The organism is Pseudomonas sp. RW3S2 (genome assembly GCF_014268955.1).
GTDB lineage: Bacteria > Pseudomonadota > Gammaproteobacteria > Pseudomonadales > Pseudomonadaceae > Aquipseudomonas > Aquipseudomonas wayambapalatensis.
Map to the genome: position 1 here is coordinate 14,309 of NZ_JABWRM010000011.1, position 21,493 is coordinate 35,801.

Below are 21,493 nucleotides of genomic sequence, written 5' to 3' on the forward strand. Positions count from 1 at the left end.
TATACGTTCCTTTCAGTCAGTGTAAACATATATACTTTCTCCATTAAACCCAGCAAATTCGCGGCTTGGAGCCCAATATGTCCACCATCATCGGCCTAGCCGCCGTCGCAAGAAGTGGTAAGGATACAGTAGCCTCAATGCTCCTAGAGCACCCTGAAGTAGCAGCGTATGCCCTAGCAGACCCACTCAAGCTAGGGTGCCAAGCTCTATTTGGTCTAACGGATGATGAAGCCTGGCTGGACGAGATCAAGGAAACGACTATTGATCTGTGGGGAATGTCCCCACGTCAAATGTTCCAGCGCGCAGGCACTGAATGGATGCGGCATGATAATCCAGACCACTGGCTACTGCGAGCGGACAAGCAGCTAAATCACGCTGCAAGCCCCTCCTCCCCACCCACACCAACCGACCTAGATTCCCCATCCGCCACTATCTGGCTGGCAGTGCAAGCCTTTTGGGGGCTGAGTTACGACCAGACCTGGACCGCCGGCTCTCGCAGCGAGAAGGACCGTTTCTGGGGGCGAACCCCACAAGAAATGTTTTCCGTTCTTCAGGGCTACGTTCTGAGAGATTTCCCCCAGTACAGCGACCTACGCCCCCGCCGCCCCGTGCAGGGCCCGACCCGCAGCCTCATAGATTCCAGCGGAAAGTCGATTTTTATCATCAAGGATATCCGCTACGAAAATGAAGCATCTTTCTGGCGCTCGCACGGTGGAGTTATATGGCATATAACCCGAAATAACGCCAAAAAGGTCAACGCACACTCTTCGGAAGATGGAATTTCGCTCTTGGGAGTTGATTTCCATATAGAAAATAATGGTACACTTGAAGAACTGAGACATAAAGTCCAACACGCCTGGAAGAGCGTGACCAGTCTTTGAGTATGATTAATGCTAATTCCCGAATCACTATCCACCCAGGAAATAGAGGCGCGCTGCGGTAGAACTGTCCGCGCGCAATACCTAGAGCACGCGTATTTCGACTCTAACTCGAACTTATGCCAGACGCTTCATTACGTGTTTCTTCGCTATACGCCTGGGGTAGTGTTTGCCAACGGATGGATGCTCGCCAAGGGAATTAAACATTTCTTCGATTACTTGGTTGAGCATGCAAGCATCAACCCCGAGGAGCTACGACCCTCTACGTTCGGCGACATCACAATCGAGATTTTCCTGGGCTTCCAGGATTTCTTGCTCCGAAAAAAAGAGCGGATCGTATACGCAGAGAAGCTGAAAAGCGCCTTTGGAGTTGTGGCCAAGCAGCATGGCACCATCCCTCTGCTGCTTTTTCCAATTGTCGCCCGCCCGCAGTTCAACAAGACCGAACCTCTAGGCGATGATGCGTTCAACGATCTGGAACGGGGCCTGAAAGCACATATTGACCAGCTTTATAAGAAACTTGCTTACCGAGAGGTGGTAGCCGAAGCTGAACCCTACCACTTTGACTCCATTCCACCTAACGACTCAACCAATCCCCTTCTCATTGGAAAGTGGGAAATAGATCACGCCAGAAGCCTTCGCACATTGTTGGATTATGGCTTCCCAATGAGCCAATCGCTAGAAGAGCTAGCAGCCATGATGAGCCCGACGAACATCATGAGTTTCGAAAGGGACTGCGATACGATTCTTAAGACAATTTTCCACAAGTACACGCTGCGCAATAAAAATTTCAGGCTCGATAATCTGTTAGAAATGTACTTTCCAACAACCACAGATCAAGCCGCGATTATTCTCTTCCTCCTTCTCCAATCGGGATGGAACAAAGAATCTGTAATCGATATTGATGGTGATGATTTCGAGCACATCCTTTCTGGCTCTGTCGATGAGAGCCTGTCAGTGATATTTTCTGAGAAGAACAGGTCTCAAGGCTTAGATCTCCCTTACGACGCCCCGAAACAGATTACGGCATTCAGTGATCGAGAAGATCCGTATTCGATCCATAACTTGATTTTGCTGGCTGGACGGCTCTCTGCTCCGCTTAAGGGGTACGAGTTTGATACAGGACCAGGGGTGTCCACACCAGGAGAGCGCAACGAACTCTACCTTTGCTTACGAGCGTGGGGGGACTGGTTCAGGGTTGGGAGCCGCCACACCTCTGCCTCTGTCATGATCGCCTACACCAATGGCGTTCAGCAGTTCCTGAAGAAATATCAGGTACTTGAAAATGGCAAACGACTTACCAAGTCAAAAGATGTCACTACCCGCCTGCGACCAACGTGGCTTCTGAGAAAAAAGATAACTACCGCTCTGAGTATAATCAGTACCCATTTCGGGCACGCTGACAGTGGAACCACGGATATTTACTACGACTCCAGCGGCGCTGCCATGCAGGAACGTAAAGGGCGTTTGCGCGATGAGCTTGAGGCTATCACAGGCCTGCTTATCTCCCGACAGTTCAAGGGGCTTCTGAGCAAGCAAGCGAATGAGCAGGCAAGCTGCGAGGTAAAAATTTTCACCCTACCAGGTAAAGACCGCCCACTTTGGGGCTGCGAGAACCAATTGGCACCTGACTGGCCTGGTCACGAGAGTTACGTCCGGCCTGGCCAGAAGTGCTTCCAGCTGGAGAAATGCCTTGGCTGCTCTAAGGTTCGAATTTTTGAGGACTCGCTGCCTTATCTGATGGAGCGCATGGCTCACGTTGAATATGAACTCGAAGTCGAAAGCGACGGCCCTCGCAGTGCTGAACTCTATTGGGAGATGCACACCCTGGACTTTCTGATCAACTACTCCCATGAGGAGGATGAGATCAAAAAAGCTGCGCGATATCGTCGCCGCCACGCACCGCTGCTACCCCGAGATCTGGCAAGTCTTCGCATTATTTTTGAGGATGAGGCATTAAATGAGTAAGGACAACATTGACGAGCAGGATCGCCTCATCGCCGAATTTGAAAAAGACGAACAGGAAGCGGCGCTAGCGGAGTTTGAGGGCTTCCTTCAGGAGACCCAGGGAAAACTTGAGTCTTCTAAAAGCGGGTTATTGGCTAAGCTGAAATCATTCCCGGATGGAGACTTTCCCGTTTCTCTCTTCTCCCAATACCACCAGCCCTACTGGACCTTTCAAGATGGGGGGCGCGGTAGGACTGTGACTATATATTTCGATTCTGATCTTCCTGGCTCCGGGGAGCTTAAACGGTCGATCGTTTATCACCTCGTACCATCATTCACACCCTTTGCGCGAATCAAAGCCTTCTCTTCGACCAAGCAGAGAGCGTACGAGTACAGATTCATCGAAGAGTATGTATTGAAGCCGAATAAGCTTTCGGCGATCCCAGAACACATCGCCATGATCACTACGCCGATGCTCAACCAAGCATTGGATGATGCAAAAATGAGCGGTCAACCGAGTCATTACTCTGGACTTTTTTTCACTCTACGATTCTGGCTGGCGATTTCGGCACACAGATTAATTCCAGATCATCTCCGTCTGCCCGAGCAAATTTCTGCAATCGATACGCGCGAAAGGCACCAAGATGTCTTAAAGCATTTTGAAGGCTCACTTCAAGCATGGCTACCATTTTCGGAACAAGAGCTTGAACAGCTTGTGAACCATGCATTGTTTTGGCTGGAGCAAGCCTCCCCCCGGCTACTGGAGACAGCTAATTATCTGAAGGAGAGTGGCTTCGAGCAACTCGGTACGGTGAGGCGCGCCGATCGCCAACTCGACCTTGAACGCATGACTGACATCGAAATTGACGGCAGAAGAGTCATGAATTACTCCAGGACTTACGGAGTAAGGACTAAAGGTGGACAGGCGTATCGCTACTACTGGATTTCAGAATATGCACAGGCAGTCGATAAAGTTAGAAATGCTGTGTTCATATTTGTGGCCTTAGTCACTGGACTTCGCCGCAACGAGATGGGCGCGCTAAAGTTCGATCACGTGACTAAAGATGAAGCCGGACGGTATAGTATAGATGTTATTAGATTCAAGACATCTATTGACCCGAATTATAACGGGGAGAGCGATTCTTTACCTCTACCCACGTATGTTGGCGAGATTATTGAAAACCTCAAAAGCTTGCGTTCTATTCATGGTTTTTATCGCCAAGGTTTCATTTTTCAGACTGCATACACAACGACACCTGTAACGCATGAGCATCCTGATCTACCTCCTAAAATCTTGTTGGATTTGGAAGATGCGACTGGCATTGAGCGAATTCATGCACACAGGTTTAGAAAAACCATCGCGGAGATTCTGATCCATCGAAGCGAGCGAAACATTGATGTTATCAGACTCCTTTTTGGACACCACTCTTACGCAATGACGCTGCGTTACATCAGTCGCAACCCCTACCTTGTGCGTACAGTCGCAGTGGCCTTGGAGCAAAGCTATTCAAAGGAATTCCACGAGATCGTTACCGCGGTCCGTGATGGCGGTTATTCTGGACCAGCCGCAGAAAGGCTGCATGCTCAGATCTCCAAACGCCCGGACGCGTTCAAAGGCAAGCGGCTCAAGGTTTCGATCCTGGTCTACGTCAGCCACCTGCTGACCGCTGGCTCCCCTGTCTACATTGGACGCACCGCGGTAGGTACGTACTGCGTCACAGGAGAGGAATTTGATGAGGACGCCCTACCGCCATGCCTAGCCGGTCGTGGCCGCCCTGAAGGTCGAATATTCCCAGACCCCAGCAACTGTCAGATCGAGTGCCGCAACGCCGTTGTGCTCGCGAAAGCGGGGACGTCAATGCAGGAAAGCATCACCTTTTACGAAACACTGCTGGAAAACGGTGGTGACTCCGTAGGCCTACGTGCGAAACGCAAGATTTTGATAAAAATTGACGCTCTCAAACGCCACCTGGCCAACCTACATGATACCGAAGCCACCAGTTCGCTGCGCATTCCTCTGCTTGAGGTGTCCTGATGGAGATGAATGCTACACGCCGAAAGCTGATGGACCTCATCATCGCCCATCATTCCAGCTATCCAGGCAAAGCACTGACCATTAACAAGCTTTCTGAGATGGCTGGAATCTCTCGTCAAGCCTTCAACCGCTATTACGCGGATCTTAAGGACTATGCCGCGGGTAAAAAGGCCCTGGCTGACCTTATGGGTGACACCTCCAGCAGTCAGACTAAGGAACTCATCAACCAGTACCACTCGTCGCTAGTCGAACTCCAGCAGAAGCTCGACCAATCTGATTCTGATCACGAAAAGGAGATGAAAAAGACGCTAGATAGCTACATCTCATCGCTCATGATGAATGATTTGACGATTCATGGTGCGAACGATTTGCGCGTGACTGCGGAGAAGCGAGCACTCCACAATGCAGAGTTAATCAAGCAGATAAATCAGCTAGAGATCGAATTAACTCGCGCAAAGCAAGCGGTGGGACCTGGTGCGGCAAATGGCACCCGACCCGAGCAAGGTATTGGCGAGAAAATCAAGGTTGACGTTGATCTGAGCAAGGCGATTAAAGCCTATGAAGCCTCGAAAAACGAAGATGATTTTGAAGACAAAAAAGACTTGGCAATCAGTGCAGCACTGAATAGCGTGAAAAAGCTCGCCTCAGACAAAAATTGCCATATCGTACTCTTTGCAGAAAGGTACCTCACTCGCTTCTCAATCTTCTTCGACAACTTCACGTGCCCGGATGAACTTCCGCACATCATCGTACGATTCCCAATTTTTGATCGAACTGAAGTTACCGCTTTCATCGACAAGCTACCGCCCACCAGATCCCTCTCCATCTACATTCCTTATTTGAAATCTAAAAGCGAAACCAAAGCCCGGCGCAGCTTCTTCTTTAACAACGTCCCCGAGATAGAGACAAGAAACGCTGATGATGCTGATCCATTGACAATGAATCTTGATGTCACCCGCATCGTTCATTACCGAGCCACTCAAGGTGATTAAGATGCTAACCATAGAGCGAAAGGTAGTGAAGTACATATCGCCAGAATTAGGCATCCCGGTGAGTCACTATGTGCTAATCGCTCATACGGGGCAGAAAAGCCAGCTACTGAGCTTTCCAAATCTTTTCCTTTACTCCACCAGCAGACTGTCAATCAGCACATCTTCACGCTATTCGAGCATCATCTCGATGTTCTATCGGTATTTGGCTACTGAAGAAAATTTCAAGGAGCATGACCCATCCGTCTACCACGCCATTGTGACCGACCGTGAAATCAAGCGCTGGCAGTACAGCCGACAGACTGCGCGTGTTGCCGCCCAAAGCCTAAAACCGACTACCGCGACCATCTACGAAGACCTTAAAATTCTTCTGAAATATTTTCAGTGGCTCAACACCTCAGGCTACGGCACGAACATCAACGTTGAAACTCGCACCTCCGTTGCCAGGTTCAACCGCACCAAGCTGCTGAGCTACATTCAGGCAAAAGCACGGACCACGATTGATGCAAAAAACTACCGAATGCTTGATAAAGAGGCTAGGCAAAAGCATCGTCGAACCCTAATTACCAATAGCGAAATTAAAACCTATTTGCAGTGCTTTATCGATCCTGTGTACGCCACCCTCTTCAACCTAGCGCTCGGCACGGCCATGCGCCCGATGGACTTGTGCAAATTCCCATTCTTAGGAAACGGCGCCAACTCGCACATTATGCCATTTTCCGAAATGGATAAGACTCCAGAAACATTTGAGTACACTGTCTATAACAGCAAGGGAAACAAAACTCGAACAATCGTGATTCATAGGGACGACCTTAAAGCACTGGACGAAAGCTACATCAAGCCGCATCTCAACGAAAGAAGAAGGAAGTATCAAGAAAGATTTGGCCACGAGTGCCCATTATCAATTCTGTTTCTAAACAAGCATGGCGTACCTGTTACAGCCGCAAAAATTGCGTCGCGAGGCAACGCTGCGAAGACTAGAGCCCTAGAAATAGACGAAAACTTCCGAGAGTCAATTAACTTCTACGAATCCCGACACTGGTGGCCGACCATGTTCCTTATTCGCTTCTTCGGCGAGAAAATATTGACTGAATCAGCGGACGTTATGTGGGCGGCTGCCGGAGAAGTCCTGCGCAATCAGATGGGCCACGAAGATCTCGAAACAACCTTCGAGCACTATATAGATATGGCTCGGGTCGTTACGCTTGCGAATAAAGGTAGGACCACTGAGCTGTTAAAGCACGCTCATAGCGGGGTGCACAGCTTCATCGAACAACTGAATCGCGGAGAGATTGCGCTGAACGAGTGAAGTCGCCTAATTAGACCCAAGGACGCCCATTCTCGCAGGGAATTGTGACGTCGGCTGAGCGGGCCTTCACGCACCTTGATCAAGCCAAACTCCTCTCGCTGCGCTTACGAAGCACATCAACCAGTGGCCGCTTTTGGGCGGACACGCCCGGTAGATAATCGTGCCTCCTCTTTGCAAGCCTTGCAGATGCCGCTCTCGCTCAACTCGCGACGCCAAAACTCAACCCTGATGGCGAATCTTAGCGATTCGGCCGCTCAACTCAACCTTCAGCCTCTCAATGCCCTCGCCGTTGTTGTGGTACCTAATGTTCCGGAGATGAGCTAGGTCGAATGGAATATCAGCAGCGTTCTGCGTGATCAATATGACTTCCTTACCTAGTGCATGAGCTATGCCTATTTCATAGAAAACGTTGGCGTTCCGACCAGTACAATCACCAACGATCACCGCCGACCTGTCGATCAACGCTACTATGTCCTGGATGATTTCCTGATGCTCCCAGATGCTGTCCGCTCTATCAGCCTTCATTTGGCTGTTTTCAGCCACCTGCTGAATGGCAGCCCAGACAGGGTCGAAGCCCGCAAAAGGCATCATGGCCGAAATAAGATTGGAATCGATAGTTTGTGACGGCGGCAGCTTGAAGACCGTTGGTGACCGCTGATTACGCAAGGTTTCCGTCAAAAGCACGTGATAAATATCAATATCTTTGATCGACCAATGCGTTCGCGTGTAGTGGCCAAAGCGACCTGACGGCATTCCTAGCAAAGGAGCAAGCCTGATCAAGTCCTTTTGGGGAATTGGCGGTATCGCCGGATCAAAATGATATTCAAGCGTAATCTCGTCACCGCCGTTTCGCACCACCCTGCTGATACGCCCTACTCTCCCGTACTGCTGACGATCGCGACTGGTTTCCTCAATGAACAAAGCAGGATGTTTTATTAGCGACTCGAAATCAGGAACATTATTTATGGTGAACTGCCCCTTCAAATCGTCGTTTGTATACTCAAAAACCCTGCTCTTCCAGAAAATGTCTCTGCCTTCGCTCCACTCAGCAGCTTTTATCAACATGTTGAACATTTGCGGCACCACCCTGTGACCTAACAGACTACTGAATTGGAGGCTAGTGAAACACAAACCTCCAATAGCCAATTCGAATCAGCTGATCATCCGAAGTTTTTTGACCAGATCTTCCTGAAGCTTGGCAAGGCCCTCGCCGTTTTTCAAGTAGATAAGCGCTCGGTGGTGGACCATGTCCGATGGGATGTCTTGGACTATTTGAGCGAGAGGCACGACCGTTTTCCCAAGCGTGTGTGCAATGCCTGTTTCATACATCACGTTTGGGTTTTTACCTGAGAAGTCAACAATCACGATCTTCGCACGGTAAATTAGGCTAAAAATATCCTGAATGATTGAGGAGTTGTCCCAGATATCATCAGCGCGCAGGCACCTGAAGCCGACCTCTTTGCAAGCGCCCTTGATCGCCTCGTAGACACCATCAAAACCAGCGAAAGGCATCATCACGGTAACCAAGTCATCTTCTACATCCCCATCAGGGATAGAAAAGACGTTTGGTGCAAAAGAAATCTTTCGCTCTGAGGGCTTTGCGGAGATGTAGGTAACGTTTTGGTCTGGATACCACTGGTCCAAGTAGTCCTTGACCACGGTCAATGCGCCCGGATTGTGGTCCGACATAGCCCTGAGCACAGAAATGATGTTCCCACCGTAATCTGAATCTCCGAAGCTCAAGCTTCTCAACAGCCTGGAATGCCCAGTGATGATGTGGGAACTGTCCGTGAGTAAGCCTACCTCTTCCCAATTGGTGGACGTGAAGTCTTCTTCGATGCGTCGCTTCAATTCAAGAATCAATGGTGCGTTGTACTGATTCATTGCTGCCTTTCCTTGGATGGGTGCGATTGCAGTTCGAATTTAGCCTGCTAGGTAGCCATACGCCACCACTTCATATGATTGACTTCCCTGACCTTGGCTCTGACGAGGAAGGTGCGCTCCACTTGACCGGGTAGGCTTCCCCTTAGGTCCAGACGAGCTTCTGGGCAACGCTAGCAGCTGCACTCCCCGCTCCAGGCAGGCTGCTCGAAAAGGCCACGGCACACCAAGACAGCCAGAGTACAAATGTACTCAAAGCCCACACTGCATCCCCCAGCTTGCCAATTGGAACCGCCGTAACTCAATGAACGCGAGACCGCGCCGGATATGCAGCATGGATGTCCCACCTCAAAAGCGCCCCACCAAGGTTGAGACCTGCCCAAGAGATGGTGAGGCGCAGGATGCGCGGTTTACTTCTCAGATTCGCTCAAGGTACCAAGCCAGAAGTACACCCCATTCAACAATGCTGCCATGACCCCTAGCATTGCCGCCTTGGTGTTCAACTTTGCAGCCGCAACCGTGATTGCGACAACCATGGCCTGGTCCGGATTTTGGACCTGGGCGATATCTTCTTGCCAGGTCGCCGAAATGTGCCACAGCACCGCAGATGCGATGGTGATGACGATGCTGAAAACCACCAACAGCTTCTTGAAAGCAGGTATGACCCAAGGGTTATCCAAGCAGTAGTTGCGGACGAGGGAAACGAGCCCACCAGCAATGCTGGTAGCGGAGCGGAACAGCTTGTACAGCTTTTTCATTCTCTAGCCTTATCAGGTGAAACGGCGGCCGATTTTCGGCTCGCCCCACCACACTATTCGGCACAGTCAGGCATAACATTTACTGTCTTTCGAAAATTTTCTCACCACCAGTACTTCGCTAGCAGGTGGACCTGTCCACATAGGTCCAATGCGACGTTCGCCGCCGATTTGTGCCAAGAATTGCTCCGAATGCGACTCCGAGTGTCTGACACGCGCGGCAGGCCAAATGGCTCCCGCATTCAAGAGAACCGCTTATAACTCCTCAAACCCTATCAACTGAAACCACGGTGACATACCTAAACTTCTTTTTGTACTTCTTCTGCGCTTCAAGCTCCACAACCAGTCGACTTAAATTACTGCCATCATAAGTAACCACCTTATAGTCACCTTCATACTCGTTGGTCACATGCAATGTAACGCGAATCAACGAACCAAGCCGAGCCGCGACTGATTTCTTTAAAGGACCATCACTACTTCTGGAATCAATCTGCGCAGGCGTACTAACGCCAAACAGTGCCCGGCGCATATCTTCTTCATTCAACTCGTTGCTCATAGCTGCGCTCTTTGCTAAATCTGATACTGGAAGCACTCAGGGTTATAATAGCAAATAACATTCATAAACGTGCAGGGCCTACCGGCCATACAATCCATGTGTGCAAACCCGGGAGAACTGCCAGGCCTACACTGGACGCGCGGGCCTAGCTCAACGAAAACCTGTTAGAAAGCATTTCAATTCACCTGCTCACCCTAATTGGCCGTAGTGCTGTACCCGGCCATCACAGAGCTGGCCGAGGTACTCAGAGAGAGCAACCTTGCGATCCGAGTAGCCCTTCCCCTGACCGAGCAGCAGTACATCCCTATTTTCCATCAGTGTAATCAGTTCAAGCTCAGCGATTGTCAGCTGGTTTCGGTCCCTGCCTTGGAAGACTCCCGTGAGCACCTCGTTGATGAGCCTGGCCTCATTCATATAGTGATGGGCTTTCGTTTCCTTCCCTACCGCTCGATGAGTGATCACCAAAGCTTCGCAGAGGCTTCGATAGCTCGTCGAAGCTTGGCGACGTGCCGCTTGAACGGCCACAGCATCTCTCGATGTCAGAGCCTCTACTTGATCCTCGAACCAGATCTCAAAATCGATCGAAAGCCAGCGAGCAAACTTAGCTGCCAGTTTAGGATGAAGCCAGAGCCCACGAAGCCTCTCATTCCCACGTCGGCTCACCATCAACGTCTCCAGCGTCAAGGCTCTCCTGCTGGCCAATCCAGTGATGTACTGCTGAGTCAAATCAAGCCCAAACCAGTGCCCAGGCTCTTTCCCAAACAAACCGCCGGCATGCGACGCATTCATCCACCCTTCCATATCGAAGCTTACTGGCATGCCTTCGTACTCGTGCGTCACGATCTTCCGCATTTTCATGCAATACCTCCTGGCAAAATATCATTGCTTTTCAAATTGGCTTCGGAGACGCGTGAGCCTGCGACAGCCCCGCAGGCCACCACTGTTGGAAGGTCTCTTTGAGCGTTCAGACTCCTCGTCTGCTGAGGCTTCTCCAGCACGGAGAGAGAGGGACTAGGTATGTAAAGAAGGGGCATCGCAACGTCCTCCAGACGTCAAAATGTGATTGACGACGAGGATGCTGGCAGGGATATCCAACGGTTAAAACTGCTGAACGGGGCCGGAAAACTACATATCCGGCCGGATGTGTAGTTTATTTATTTGGATCAGATTTCGAAGGCCTGCCTCGACGCCTTGCTGAAGGCGGGGCGACATCCGACGACAACCACTTGGCCAGTGAAATGTTCGTCGCCGGCAAAAGCTCTGCGTATTTGGCATCTATGTGATCTCTGACCAGCTGGGCCATTTTGCCGGTACGGCAGGCGGCAAGATCTGGGCTGGCCCAAAGCGCCATCGCGAGCTTCGCTGCCTCGCACCGGGCCTCACGGATAGCCAAGTTACGCATCTCGACATTCGAAATGGGACGCTCCGCTGGTCGCACTGCTTCCACGAAGGCCGGAACCACTCTAGACGACACTGCTTCTTCCCTGGTTTTACGAAGCTGATCATTCTCCAAGGTCAGCATCTTCAGAGTCATAGCCTGAGCGGTACACAGCTCATCGCTCTGCGACTTGGCTTCTTCCAGGCTGGTCAGTTGGGCTCGAAGGCTTTCGATTTCTCGGTCGCGCGCATCCTCTCCAGGGAGGACAAGACTCCTCTCTATCTGGATTTTGAGTCGCTTTAGTTCGGCACGAACTGAATCAGGAGTTTGATCTTCGAGCTGCGGAAAAAGCGGAGTGACGCTGGCCTTCTGTGTCCCGAAGGAACGCAGTGCTATGGGTTGTGCTACACCCGGTTGCAGAATCGCTAGCTCATTAAGCGCCATCAACCACCTGCGATTGATGAACACATTTTCGGCACGGAAAACTCCTGCTTCCGTCTCGATGAAGACCCCTGCATGCTTAGTGACAGCGAGGTCAAGGTAGTCACCTAGGTGGGAGTAAGTCAGAGTGAAGCCGGGAATCGGTTTGCCGTATGCACGAGAGCTGACCAGCTCGCTCGACACCACATCAGACTGTCGATACGTCCTAACAGCGCTAGCAATGGCCTTGAGGAACGCTGGAGCGGTCTGCCTCAGCGATCCGATTGCAGACTCCAGAGGGACGAAGTCATCAGTTGAGTGCATCCACTGGCCTCCCACATCTAGCTTGAATGATCGGGTCCAAGAGGCACTGCTTCCCTCTCAAACTGTATGCCTATACACACCCGGATGTTAACAGGACCAAAATGCGACACCAAGCGTCATTGAGCGAACGAAATGCAATTTGAGTACAAATGTACTCCTGGCTGCATCTTGCTACTGGAGCAGCCTCAAAAACCGCTCGCCCCCTCATCACCAAGCACGAGCCAGTGGCCATCACAGCCACTTACCTTTACCCTGACCGCTTGCGCTTCAAAGGCCTCTGACGGGGGATCGATATGACTGCATCATGTCTTGAGAAGTACCGAAAGGATTTGGACGCCCTGGTGGCGGAAGCATTCTGGGTAGAACAATCCCTTACTCTCATGTACACCGACAGAGACAAATACGTCGCAGACCTGACCAACTCTCTAAAAGGGGATGCAGAGAAAGTCGCTGTTTTCATGAAAAAAATTCAGCCGTTTCCCACGGCATATCAAGAGTGGTATTCGGAAGCCGTTACCTTGGTCAGGCAGTTAATGCCAGATCGGCTTAATGACTTCATCAAGCTTTACGAAAAACCTAAGGCACGAAAGGAAGTGTCTGCGGAAAGCTATCGCATCGAAGATGCTTGCCAAGGCCTGAGCGCAAGCTTCGCAGGTGTGGTCAGGGTTGATGCGAAGGCAGCATCTGTTTTACTTCGGCAGCAGGTTGCGATCGTTAATGCGATCAAACGACGCTTCGAAAGCTCACTTTTTGAAATCAAGCAGCTCGTACAGGCAGACGTCTTCGATGACGAACTGGATAGCGCAAGAAGCCTTTTGAAAAATGGTTATACCCGCGCTGCCGGCGCCGTCGCCGGGGTCGTCCTCGAAGGTCACCTCAAAGAGCTAGCGGCCAAGCACAACCTGCCCAAAACAGCAAAAACCATTAATCCGATCAACATCGCGCTGAAAGCGGTAGATGTGATTGACCTTGCGCAGTCCAGGCACATTGATTTCCTTGGAGACATCAGGAACAAATGTGGCCATAAAAATGCTGCCGAACCTACACCAGGGGAGGTAGAAGATCTCATCGCTGGGGTGGAGAAGGTGATTAAGACAATTTTCTAGCGCCGTAGGAGCGCGCTGTTTAGAACCGCCCCATTGAAAACTGGACGCGAGCTACTGACCCAAATGGAACATCAGGAGAGAGCAGCTTCTAACGCGACGGTCAGCCCCCTCTTTCTGTACCCGACCTTGCGCGTTGACTGTTTTTGCCTGCGAGGTGCAATGCCGGGTCAGCAGGATGGCTACTAAAATTCCGTACAGCGCCGAGAAAGCCACACCCGATTGGACCTCCGTCAACGCGTGTAGCGCGGCTTCGCTTCAATCCTCTCAGCACCACACCGATCATCAATCTTTTGACGAGCGTCAGCATCAAAAATTGATCCGATGCAAACAAGGCTGTTTACCTCGTTGCCGGAATGCACATTTATCGAGCCGTCGTGGTAGATCAAAGGATAGGTCGAGCGGCGCCGCAATTGTTTAGACACTTCAACAACCGTGGTGCCTGCGCCACTAGCGATGATGCTAGCCTCCTCTGCCCTCACAGCGAATTCTTCAGCGGAGGCTTCGTGCCTCACAGCAACTGCCTGTGCAGGCCCGAGTGGCCAAAATTGATAGATGCTCCAGCCCCAAGGCGCAAGCGTGCGTACTAAACGAGCAAGTTCGGGTAGTTCGGACACGTTCTGGCTTGAGATCATGGTGTTGATCTTCACCCTCGTGCCTAAGCCCTTAAGCCAGCCCAGCCTCTGCACCACGATATCGAAATGACCAATGTAGCCGCGCATGCGATCATGGATAGCTGCCGAGGCGCCGTCCAAAGGTAAGCCGATCAGATCTACACACTCGGTGATCAGCTCAGCGTTAGCCCGCGTATGGCGGAGGGATCGCGCGTGCGTATCAAGGTGGACATTCAACCCGAGCTGATCGGCCAGGCGAACGACGTCGCCAATGAAAGAGTATTGAAATGGATCACCACCCCCTAGCGTGATGGAGGTGAATCCAAGCTCAACAACGCGTGACACGACAGCCAGGACGGTATCCCGCTCAGCTTTCGGAGATCCGAAGGGCACGTAACACCACTCACAGTTGAGCGAGCACCTGTGAGTGAAATTAAGCACGACGCGGCTTGGTCGATTGGCCTTATCAAGCGGACCAGAACGGTGCATAAGCCCTCTACGCCGGGTGATTTTGGCGGAGCTTACGAGGTTTTACCTGTGGCAGTCCTGGAGGCAACTGGTCCTTGCAGCGCACCAGCCAATGTTCCAGCGACTCCCCAGATCCTAGAAGAGTAACCAGATGGCTCCTGTAGATACGGTGCAGGCTCGGGCCGTCAGTAGACTGACAGTTTTCAATCTTCAACGTGAAGCTGCGGTTTTCGATTCGATCATCGATCACCCCTACGGTGTAAGGATCGACGTACAAAACATTGTCCGCGGCAAAGACAGTCGTATGCATGCCAAATTTGACGAACTGAATTTCAAGGTTGGGGTAGCGGTTGTGCAGGTTGATGAGATTGGCCAAATTCATCTTTGAACCAAACTGATCGCCGCTGACGTTGAGATCATTCCGATACTGCTTTTCACCTGAGTATGGGTCCAACATCACGACCCGGAACTCGACCCCCTCGTTCAGTCGCTTTTGGATCGCCGGCCAGTGCCGGTAGACCCCCTGATCAAGGTAAGAAGCGCCAGAGTTCGCACAGAGCAGCATCGATGATGCTTTAGCGATGTCAGCTTGAGTTTCAGCGTTACGCCTAGCCTGCTCAGACGCATTCAACATGTCAAAATAGTCGACAACGCCTCGCTGAAGAGCAGAGGAAGCGATCTTGCCCGCTAGGGTCTCATGCACCCAGATTTCCTTGAACCTCGGAAAGGCTTGGGCGATTTTCAGGCCCAGGAAGGCCACACAAAGGATGATCGATATGCTAAAGAAGGGCCCCCAGTAGCCCTTCGAGCTAAGGTAGGTGGTAGCTATCGCCCCGACAAAAAGCAACAGTTCGATGACAATGAACGTAATTTCGATACCTTTTCGCTTGGAATGCGACATCTATCCTTACCTTAAAGCTTTTGTCTTTATTAATTATGCAAGGGCGAAAATTTGTGCTTACGAACGTGAGCACAGATCTCGGCGCTCTCGGGAGTAGGACACCCATCTGAACGGTGAAGGGAGCACATCCAAGCCAATCCCTGCCACAGCAGCACCTGTCCTCTGGACCTGCTGCGGAACCAAACCCTTAGCACCCAGGCCGGGCACTATGATTGGCGATAACGCTTCGAAACGCCACTATTTTGGCATGATTGTGAAATTCTGAGCCTCTTCTGAAAAATCTAACCTCGCTTCTGCATCGGAGACCGGGCCAGTTCGTGCTCGATAATCCGCGCCAACTGAATCGGGCTCCTCGTCGCCGCAGCTAGTTTGCCCCTGGACGGCGAGCCGGAGTCAGTATGATCAATCTCCTTGTGCCTTCACAGAGCTGATAGCCCGCCAGACCTTTGCCCAAAATCCCGCCTTGGCATTCTCCAATTCGCCCTTCAAGCTTTTGATCTCGTTGCCCCTGCTCATATACGCCGCCTTGTATTTTCCCAGCTCGACCTTCAGTTGTTCCACTGTTTGCGTCAGACCATCATTTGAAGCCAATAAAGCAGCCTTGTCCTTTGCCAGCAAACGTTTCGCTTCAGCAATACTGTCTCGCTGCTTGGAAACATCAGAAGCAAAAGATTCCGTCTCACGGCACTTTCTGACAGCCGCCAACATATCCTGTCTGGTTTTCTCTGCCAGCTCCACTCGATCCTTGTCAGCTTGCCTAACATAATTCTGATGATATTCAATACTCACTGGGTCAGAGAGGACTCTGCAAAATAACTGGGTTGAAGCGATATCGTTAATTTTCCGGTAGCCCCGCTCAATACTTCCCTCAATGTCATTTTTATCATAATACGTCTCTATATTAATGCTTTTGGCAATCTTGATTTCGATAATGGGGATTCCGTGGTCACGGAAATCGACAATCTTTTGCATGCTGCACGGATTGGAGTAGCAGACCTCAATCGCCAGCTTCCCTCCCCACTTCTTGTAGAACGGGTTGTCAGAGGTGAACTCGCCATACAGGTCAGGGACATAGACATTGCCGTTCCCGAATCGCAGCCGAGTTTCCTCCGCTACAAGGCGTGTGAACGTGAATGGGACGACTTCATCACCAATCTTGAAATTGATCGTTTGAAGCTGTGAGAGGATGGCTATCAGATAGGCGTGTGGAAGGGACTCTCCATCGCTATCACCAGATCGAGTAGCCTGAACATCGGCGCTCTTGTACCGAAAATACCCATTCTTGACGGCGATCATCTCGCGGCGCTTCTCTACGCGGGAATGGGTACTGAAGAAAGTAAGCGCGCTAAATTCGGCAGGGTTCAGGCGGCGAATCTTGAGGACTTGCCAAATGAAGAACAGTTTGTACCGACCATCCTCCCGGTTTATGAAGCCGTTAGCATCCTTTGCACACGCCCAAATCTTCATGCCTCTCCCTTACCATGAAACGCTCTAGATCGGACCATACCAGTGCTCGACGGAGATTTCAAAGCGTGGCAGGCTCACAAAATCTTGAATCGCCCCTGGTTTCGTAGACACCTCCAAGCCTCATAATGAGGCCCAAATAGGAGGTGCCATGAGTCGTCAGCGTTACCCCGAAGAATTCAAGATCGAAGCGGTCAAGCAAGTGACCGAAAAAGGCAAACCTGTTGCCGAGGTCGCCCAGCGCCTGGGCATGTCCGTGCACAGCCTTTACGCCTGGATCAAGGTCTACAGCAAGCCCCAAAAGCAGCGTCAGCAAGACAATGATCAGCAGGCTGAACTGCGCAAGCTGCGCGCTGAACTCAAGCGGGTGACAGAAGAGCGAGACATATTAAAGAAGGCCGCCGCGTACTTTGCCAAGGCGTGCGGCTGAAGTACGCCTTCATCAACAAGCACTCGACGGATTACCCAGTGCGTCGCCTTTGCCAAACCCTCAAGGTGCATCCCAGCGGCTACTACGCTTGGCTGGCCGAGCCTCAATCTGCCCGAGCCAAAGAAGATCAGCGCCTGCTTGGCTTGATCAAGCAGGCCTGGTTAGAAAGCGGCGGCGTGTATGGCTATCGCAAGATTCACGATGACCTGCGAGAGCTAGGAGAGATCTGTGGGCGAAATCGAGTCGGTCGCTTGATGCAGGCAGAGGGGCTGCGTTCGCAAACGGGCTATCGCCGTCGTACTGGGTTTTATGGCGGAAAACCAAAAGCGGCATCGCCCAACCATCTGGCCAGGCAGTTCAAGGTCAGTGAGCCGAATAAGGTCTGGGTGACCGATATCACCTACATCCGCACCTACGAAGGGTGGCTGTATCTGGCGGTAGTGCTGGATCTGTTCTCTCGCCAAGTCATTGGTTGGTCAATGAAGCCCAGGATGAGCAGCGACCTAGCCATCGACGCCATGCTGATGGCCTTGTGGCGACGCAAGCCACAGCAGCAAGTGATGATTCACTCAGACCAAGGCAGTCAGTTCAGTAGCTCAGATTGGCAAAGCTTCCTGAAAGCCAACAATGTGATAAGTAGCATGAGCCGAAGGGGAAACTGCCACGACAATGCCGTAGCCGAGAGCTTTTTCCAGCTTTTGAAGCGGGAGCGAATCCGACGAAAGATCTACGCAACGCGTGACGAAGCCCGAAGTGATATTTTCGATTACATCGAGCTGTTCTATAACCCCAAGCGTCGACACAGTAGTGCTATGCAGCTGTCGCCAGTAGAGTATGAGAAACGCTATTTTCTGAGCTTGGAGAGTGTCTAGGAAACCAGGGGCTATTCATCTGCCCTGCGGGAGGGCGAACACAGAAACCTGTACTAAGGTGCCGGATCCACACGCAGGCAATGCACTTGCCTACCACAACATAGGGAGATTCGAACGTGAAGCATGAGGAACTGAACTCAATCTTTGCCAAAATAGATGATTGCGACTTTGTTGGTGCCAAAGCCGAGCTTCACGCGCTGGCAAAAGAATTGGCACTCAAGGGAGAGCTAGAATATTCTGATTTTCTTGCCGACTATGCTTATCGAGCATCAAGAAATTTTGGAAACTCGCAACAAACGATGCCAAGATCTGAAATAGAAAAGAAATTTAAAATTCTCGATCAAGAATTTCACAACCTGATAGAAAAACAGAAAAGCATTCTTGTAAGCGCATATGAATACTTCAAAGAATATGAAAAAATAGCGACGACAACACCTTCATATAGAACGTATTTTTCGTGGTTTAACACAGAGCACGACGATAATTTTCCATTTATCGACGCCTTCATGAAAAACGAACCGCAAACCCAGATAACGAACAAGAACATTTCCGCCGTCTTTATCAACCAACTTAAATTTTACGCACGCTTAAAAAAAGCAGGGACTACGACCTTCTTAAATCACGGCCAAAGAATTACAAATATTGAAGCGGGTAAGTTTTGGAGATATGTAGAGCTTCGAAAAACCTCCATGACACAGAAAATTGCACTAGACGAAATTGATACGATTTCTGAAAGACTAAATGGGCTAGAAGCCGAAGCAAATGAAATCCGCAGCTACTATTGGATAAACGATCGTAACTCTTCAGAATTCAGGAATGATTTCACAGAATGTCTTGAAGCATTCCATAAGGCGCCGGCAAATAGCTCAAACCTGCTAGGCAATGACAATAACAGACTCTGAAATCTTGCCGGATAACCCCCTACGAAAGGCAGAACGTCACTCATGATCTGCCTTTCATTGAGCGCGAGTCAGTAGCCAAGCGTGTCCTTGGCCTGCTCACAGGTTCCCAACCGACCACGGACCTGAGCAGCCAGGATACGTGTCTGCATCGACTGATAGGCTTTGGTCGAACCGTACTGCTGCTTCACAGTATCTAGTTGTTCTTCGCCTCAGTCATCTGTGTCACGCAATCATTAATGTATTTATTCTATTTATTCGACAAGGTTCGCGTGCCCACCTGATTAGGTGCGCCTTGAGTGCGATTCTCGTACATCTTCTGGACCTCAGTGAGGCTTGCCAGCGCAGCGGCTTCATCCTGCTACACACTGCTTAATCAATGGAATTTTCCTTTGTCATTGATGAGGTTTTCCATCCTACCGGCAACCGTCACCTACGGGCTACCTGAAAAGTCAACCGCACGCAATGCAAGCCATAGGCTATCATCAACAAATGCTGCGTCTGAAAGCATTCAACGCAACCTCGTACAGCTTAAAAACAAGGAATGTATGATGAGCAAAGTTTACCCCATTGAAGATGCTGTTCCACTGCCATCTGATGAAGACGAGAAAAAACCGGAGAAGAAGGTTTTAACCAAGGACGAAAAAATTGAGAAGGAGAAAAAAGAGCTTCTATCTTCTGTAGCTGCCGCCGACTTCTCCTCCTTGAAGCCAAGGGTTGCATACGTATTAAACCTTTACCCTCACACTCGAAATAGCGACATTTCGCTTTCATTGAAATACTGGGAAATATTCCAACCGGACCTTTACAAAGAAAGCGGGATTCAACCGAAAGACCTATTCAGGCTGGAAAGGCTTCACTACATAGTCCGTGCCCGCGCTAAAATACAAAACGAGTACGAACTATTTTTAGCGGATACTGAAATCAAAAAAAGGCGCAGACGAAATGAGGAAAAAATGGAAGGTGCAGTCATTGATGACTCACCACCCGTCAAGAAGGTGCATATATTTTCAGATGAAACAGGAAAAACGCACAAATTCGTAATTGTCGCATCTGTGTGGATTCTCAATGGCAGAGCAGTATTCTCCACCAGCAAAGCCATAAGCGATTGGAAAGCGAAATCTGCCTGGAAAAACAGAGAAGTTCACTTCACCAAATTTGGTAAAAGCGATTACGAAACTCTGAAATCCTACCTTGGAGTGATTGTAGAAAATCGTGAGTATCTAGGTTTTAAATACATAGCAGTCGAGCGGGCGAAAACCAATCGTCCGATTGAAGAAACAATTCTCAAGCTGCATGAGCTGATGCTTGCGCGTGGTGCTGCTCATGAGCTGGAAAGCGGAAGGATAGATCTACCAAGAGAGATGGAGGTAACTGTGGATGAAGAGCAATCGCTGGACTCCTTTGTTATTTCCGACCTAAGAGACCGCGTAGGGGAAACCTTCAGAAAACGGTATGAGGATAAGCTGCAACTGACCTCGTTGCAGACCGCCTCATCAAAAAACAGTGCTCTTATCCAACTGTCAGATGTGATCGCTGGAGCGATAGGTCGAATTCTTAACCATGACGGTGAACGTAATTTTAAAGACGACATGGCTGATCTCGTTATCCAGATGCTAGATCTAAAACTCGAAGAAGGTGACATTGGTGGACTTGATTCAGCGGCACGGTTCAACGTCTAAGGTCGAAGGGCAAGGCATGCTCAGGGTATGGGTATGTCCGGCACCGCCCGGCCACTTGCATAGCCTGCACTTCTTCACCAAGAAGCGCCTTGAGTACGTTCGTCTTTTCAGATTCGAGCATGGTCAAGGGACCGCCACTTACCGCCAGATTTAACCGAGTACCGAAGCAGGAGTCTCGCGTGCACCGACAGCAATCGACTGGAGTCAATTGCGGCTACGCCGCAGTATGTGAGCAACCTGAGCACGATGCGACGGTAAACATGTTACCGTCTTTTTGGATCAACATCAGTCGACTTCGCAGCAAACCCCGATATTTCCTAAAGGCTCAGCTGCTGAAAAACTTTAACTAACCTAGAGGAACCCTGCCAGAGAGCCCAAAACTAGAAATTTTCTTCTCGTGCATACAATTTTTTTGTGGACTCTGAATCAACCTATGAATTGGCGCGAAAGGTAGTCCTACGCACTGGGTGCAAGCTATCAGCTGGCCCCTGAGTTGGTGCAGCGGGCAGGCGTCGCGCTGATGACTCACCAGCTGGCAGCACTCAGAACGCTCGTTTCCCAATTGCTGACCGCAAAAGCCTCAGCATC

Annotated in this window: 18 protein-coding genes; 9 read left to right on the forward strand and 9 right to left on the reverse strand. The window is 50.5% G+C overall.

Translation table 11 applies throughout. From position 1 onward, the window contains the following. Positions 1-77 precede the first annotated feature (77 nt). From HU748_RS16730 to HU748_RS16750, 5 genes are read left to right on the forward strand one after another with little or no spacing between them, the layout of a single operon-like run. Positions 78-881 (forward strand): deoxynucleotide monophosphate kinase, encoded by an 804-nt coding sequence (locus tag HU748_RS16730; RefSeq protein ID WP_186721177.1) that lies wholly within the window; start codon positions 78-80, stop codon positions 879-881. Positions 882-890: 9 nt separating this feature from the next. Beyond that, positions 891-2,846: a hypothetical protein gene (locus tag HU748_RS16735; protein ID WP_186721179.1), complete on the forward strand. Its 1,956-nt coding sequence runs from the start codon at positions 891-893 to the stop codon at positions 2,844-2,846. After that, a complete protein-coding gene (locus HU748_RS16740; RefSeq protein WP_114942732.1) occupies positions 2,839-4,860 on the forward strand; it encodes a tyrosine-type recombinase/integrase in 2,022 nt (673 codons plus the stop codon). The genes HU748_RS16735 and HU748_RS16740 overlap by 8 nt, the downstream gene beginning before the upstream one ends. Then, positions 4,860-5,852, forward strand: a complete 993-nt coding sequence (locus tag HU748_RS16745) for a hypothetical protein (RefSeq protein ID WP_114942731.1) — start codon at positions 4,860-4,862, stop codon at positions 5,850-5,852. Before HU748_RS16740 ends, HU748_RS16745 begins: the two co-directional genes overlap by 1 nt. 1 nt (position 5,853) lies before the next feature. Continuing rightward, positions 5,854-7,158 carry a site-specific integrase gene (locus HU748_RS16750; RefSeq protein WP_114942730.1) on the forward strand — a complete coding sequence of 435 codons (1,305 nt, stop codon included), beginning with the start codon at positions 5,854-5,856 and terminating at the stop codon, positions 7,156-7,158. A gap of 219 nt (positions 7,159-7,377) precedes the next feature. On the opposite strand, the gene HU748_RS16755 is transcribed toward HU748_RS16750, so the two are convergent. The 6 genes from HU748_RS16755 to HU748_RS16780 all read right to left on the reverse strand — a co-directional run bounded on the left by HU748_RS16755 (position 7,378) and on the right by HU748_RS16780 (position 12,472). Continuing rightward, positions 7,378-8,232, reverse strand: a complete 855-nt coding sequence (locus HU748_RS16755) for a hypothetical protein (RefSeq protein WP_186721181.1) — start codon at positions 8,230-8,232, stop codon at positions 7,378-7,380. A 78-nt stretch (positions 8,233-8,310) separates the two neighbouring features. Next, positions 8,311-9,042 (reverse strand): hypothetical protein, encoded by a 732-nt coding sequence (locus tag HU748_RS16760; RefSeq protein WP_114942729.1) that lies wholly within the window; start codon positions 9,040-9,042, stop codon positions 8,311-8,313. Between the two features lie 407 nt (positions 9,043-9,449). Continuing rightward, positions 9,450-9,797: a hypothetical protein gene (locus tag HU748_RS16765; protein WP_114942728.1), complete on the reverse strand. Its 348-nt coding sequence runs from the start codon at positions 9,795-9,797 to the stop codon at positions 9,450-9,452. Between the two features lie 262 nt (positions 9,798-10,059). Continuing rightward, positions 10,060-10,350 (reverse strand): hypothetical protein, encoded by a 291-nt coding sequence (locus HU748_RS16770; RefSeq protein ID WP_114942727.1) that lies wholly within the window; start codon positions 10,348-10,350, stop codon positions 10,060-10,062. Between the two features lie 189 nt (positions 10,351-10,539). Further along, positions 10,540-11,208 carry a KilA-N domain-containing protein gene (locus HU748_RS16775; protein WP_238343393.1) on the reverse strand — a complete coding sequence of 223 codons (669 nt, stop codon included), beginning with the start codon at positions 11,206-11,208 and terminating at the stop codon, positions 10,540-10,542. 292 nt (positions 11,209-11,500) lie between these two features. Continuing rightward, the gene (locus HU748_RS16780) at positions 11,501-12,472 is read right to left on the reverse strand and encodes a hypothetical protein (protein WP_114942726.1); all 972 of its coding nucleotides are present in this window, start codon (positions 12,470-12,472) and stop codon (positions 11,501-11,503) included. A 293-nt stretch (positions 12,473-12,765) separates the two neighbouring features. Here HU748_RS16780 and HU748_RS16785 point away from each other — a divergent pair, with 293 nt between their 5' ends. Beyond that, positions 12,766-13,578 carry a hypothetical protein gene (locus HU748_RS16785; protein ID WP_114942725.1) on the forward strand — a complete coding sequence of 271 codons (813 nt, stop codon included), beginning with the start codon at positions 12,766-12,768 and terminating at the stop codon, positions 13,576-13,578. 230 nt (positions 13,579-13,808) lie between these two features. Here the strand turns inward: HU748_RS16785 and HU748_RS16790 are convergent, their stop codons facing one another. From HU748_RS16790 to HU748_RS16800, 3 genes are all read right to left on the reverse strand, one after another. Continuing rightward, positions 13,809-14,678, reverse strand: a complete 870-nt coding sequence (locus HU748_RS16790) for a radical SAM protein (protein WP_114942724.1) — start codon at positions 14,676-14,678, stop codon at positions 13,809-13,811. 7 nt (positions 14,679-14,685) lie between these two features. After that, positions 14,686-15,558, reverse strand: a complete 873-nt coding sequence (locus HU748_RS16795; protein WP_114942723.1) for a hypothetical protein — start codon at positions 15,556-15,558, stop codon at positions 14,686-14,688. 402 nt (positions 15,559-15,960) lie between these two features. Next, entirely contained in the window at positions 15,961-17,025 is a 1,065-nt protein-coding gene (locus HU748_RS16800; RefSeq protein ID WP_114942722.1) for a hypothetical protein, read from the reverse strand. Between the two features lie 148 nt (positions 17,026-17,173). Between HU748_RS16800 and HU748_RS16805 the strand changes: the two genes are divergently transcribed. The 3 genes from HU748_RS16805 to HU748_RS16815 all read left to right on the forward strand — a co-directional run bounded on the left by HU748_RS16805 (position 17,174) and on the right by HU748_RS16815 (position 20,905). Then, positions 17,174-18,324 (forward strand): IS3 family transposase gene (locus tag HU748_RS16805; protein WP_114942721.1). Its coding sequence is split into 2 segments (ribosomal slippage): positions 17,174-17,411 and positions 17,411-18,324, totalling 1,152 coding nucleotides; the frame shifts between segments, so codons are not numbered across the junction. 116 nt (positions 18,325-18,440) lie between these two features. Beyond that, positions 18,441-19,226, forward strand: a complete 786-nt coding sequence (locus HU748_RS16810; RefSeq protein WP_186721183.1) for a hypothetical protein — start codon at positions 18,441-18,443, stop codon at positions 19,224-19,226. Between the two features lie 548 nt (positions 19,227-19,774). After that, positions 19,775-20,905: a DUF3800 domain-containing protein gene (locus HU748_RS16815; RefSeq protein ID WP_114942719.1), complete on the forward strand. Its 1,131-nt coding sequence runs from the start codon at positions 19,775-19,777 to the stop codon at positions 20,903-20,905. Positions 20,906-21,493: the final 588 nt, after the last annotated feature.

Excerpts from the sequence above, each read along its gene's own strand:
- HU748_RS16730 (WP_186721177.1), top strand. The coding sequence starts at position 78 with ATGTCCACCATCATCGGCCTAGCCGCCGTCGCAAGAAGTGGTAAGGAT.
- HU748_RS16735 (WP_186721179.1), top strand. The coding sequence starts at position 891 with ATGCTAATTCCCGAATCACTATCCACCCAGGAAATAGAGGCGCGCTGC.
- HU748_RS16740 (WP_114942732.1), top strand. The coding sequence starts at position 2,839 with ATGAGTAAGGACAACATTGACGAGCAGGATCGCCTCATCGCCGAATTT.
- HU748_RS16745 (WP_114942731.1), top strand. The coding sequence starts at position 4,860 with ATGGAGATGAATGCTACACGCCGAAAGCTGATGGACCTCATCATCGCC.
- HU748_RS16750 (WP_114942730.1), top strand. The coding sequence starts at position 5,854 with ATGCTAACCATAGAGCGAAAGGTAGTGAAGTACATATCGCCAGAATTA.
- HU748_RS16755 (WP_186721181.1), bottom strand. The coding sequence starts at position 8,232 with ATGTTCAACATGTTGATAAAAGCTGCTGAGTGGAGCGAAGGCAGAGAC.
- HU748_RS16760 (WP_114942729.1), bottom strand. The coding sequence starts at position 9,042 with ATGAATCAGTACAACGCACCATTGATTCTTGAATTGAAGCGACGCATC.
- HU748_RS16765 (WP_114942728.1), bottom strand. The coding sequence starts at position 9,797 with ATGAAAAAGCTGTACAAGCTGTTCCGCTCCGCTACCAGCATTGCTGGT.
- HU748_RS16770 (WP_114942727.1), bottom strand. The coding sequence starts at position 10,350 with ATGAGCAACGAGTTGAATGAAGAAGATATGCGCCGGGCACTGTTTGGC.
- HU748_RS16775 (WP_238343393.1), bottom strand. The coding sequence starts at position 11,208 with ATGAAAATGCGGAAGATCGTGACGCACGAGTACGAAGGCATGCCAGTA.
- HU748_RS16780 (WP_114942726.1), bottom strand. The coding sequence starts at position 12,472 with ATGCACTCAACTGATGACTTCGTCCCTCTGGAGTCTGCAATCGGATCG.
- HU748_RS16785 (WP_114942725.1), top strand. The coding sequence starts at position 12,766 with ATGACTGCATCATGTCTTGAGAAGTACCGAAAGGATTTGGACGCCCTG.
- HU748_RS16790 (WP_114942724.1), bottom strand. The coding sequence starts at position 14,678 with ATGCACCGTTCTGGTCCGCTTGATAAGGCCAATCGACCAAGCCGCGTC.
- HU748_RS16795 (WP_114942723.1), bottom strand. The coding sequence starts at position 15,558 with ATGTCGCATTCCAAGCGAAAAGGTATCGAAATTACGTTCATTGTCATC.
- HU748_RS16800 (WP_114942722.1), bottom strand. The coding sequence starts at position 17,025 with ATGAAGATTTGGGCGTGTGCAAAGGATGCTAACGGCTTCATAAACCGG.
- HU748_RS16815 (WP_114942719.1), top strand. The coding sequence starts at position 19,775 with ATGAGCAAAGTTTACCCCATTGAAGATGCTGTTCCACTGCCATCTGAT.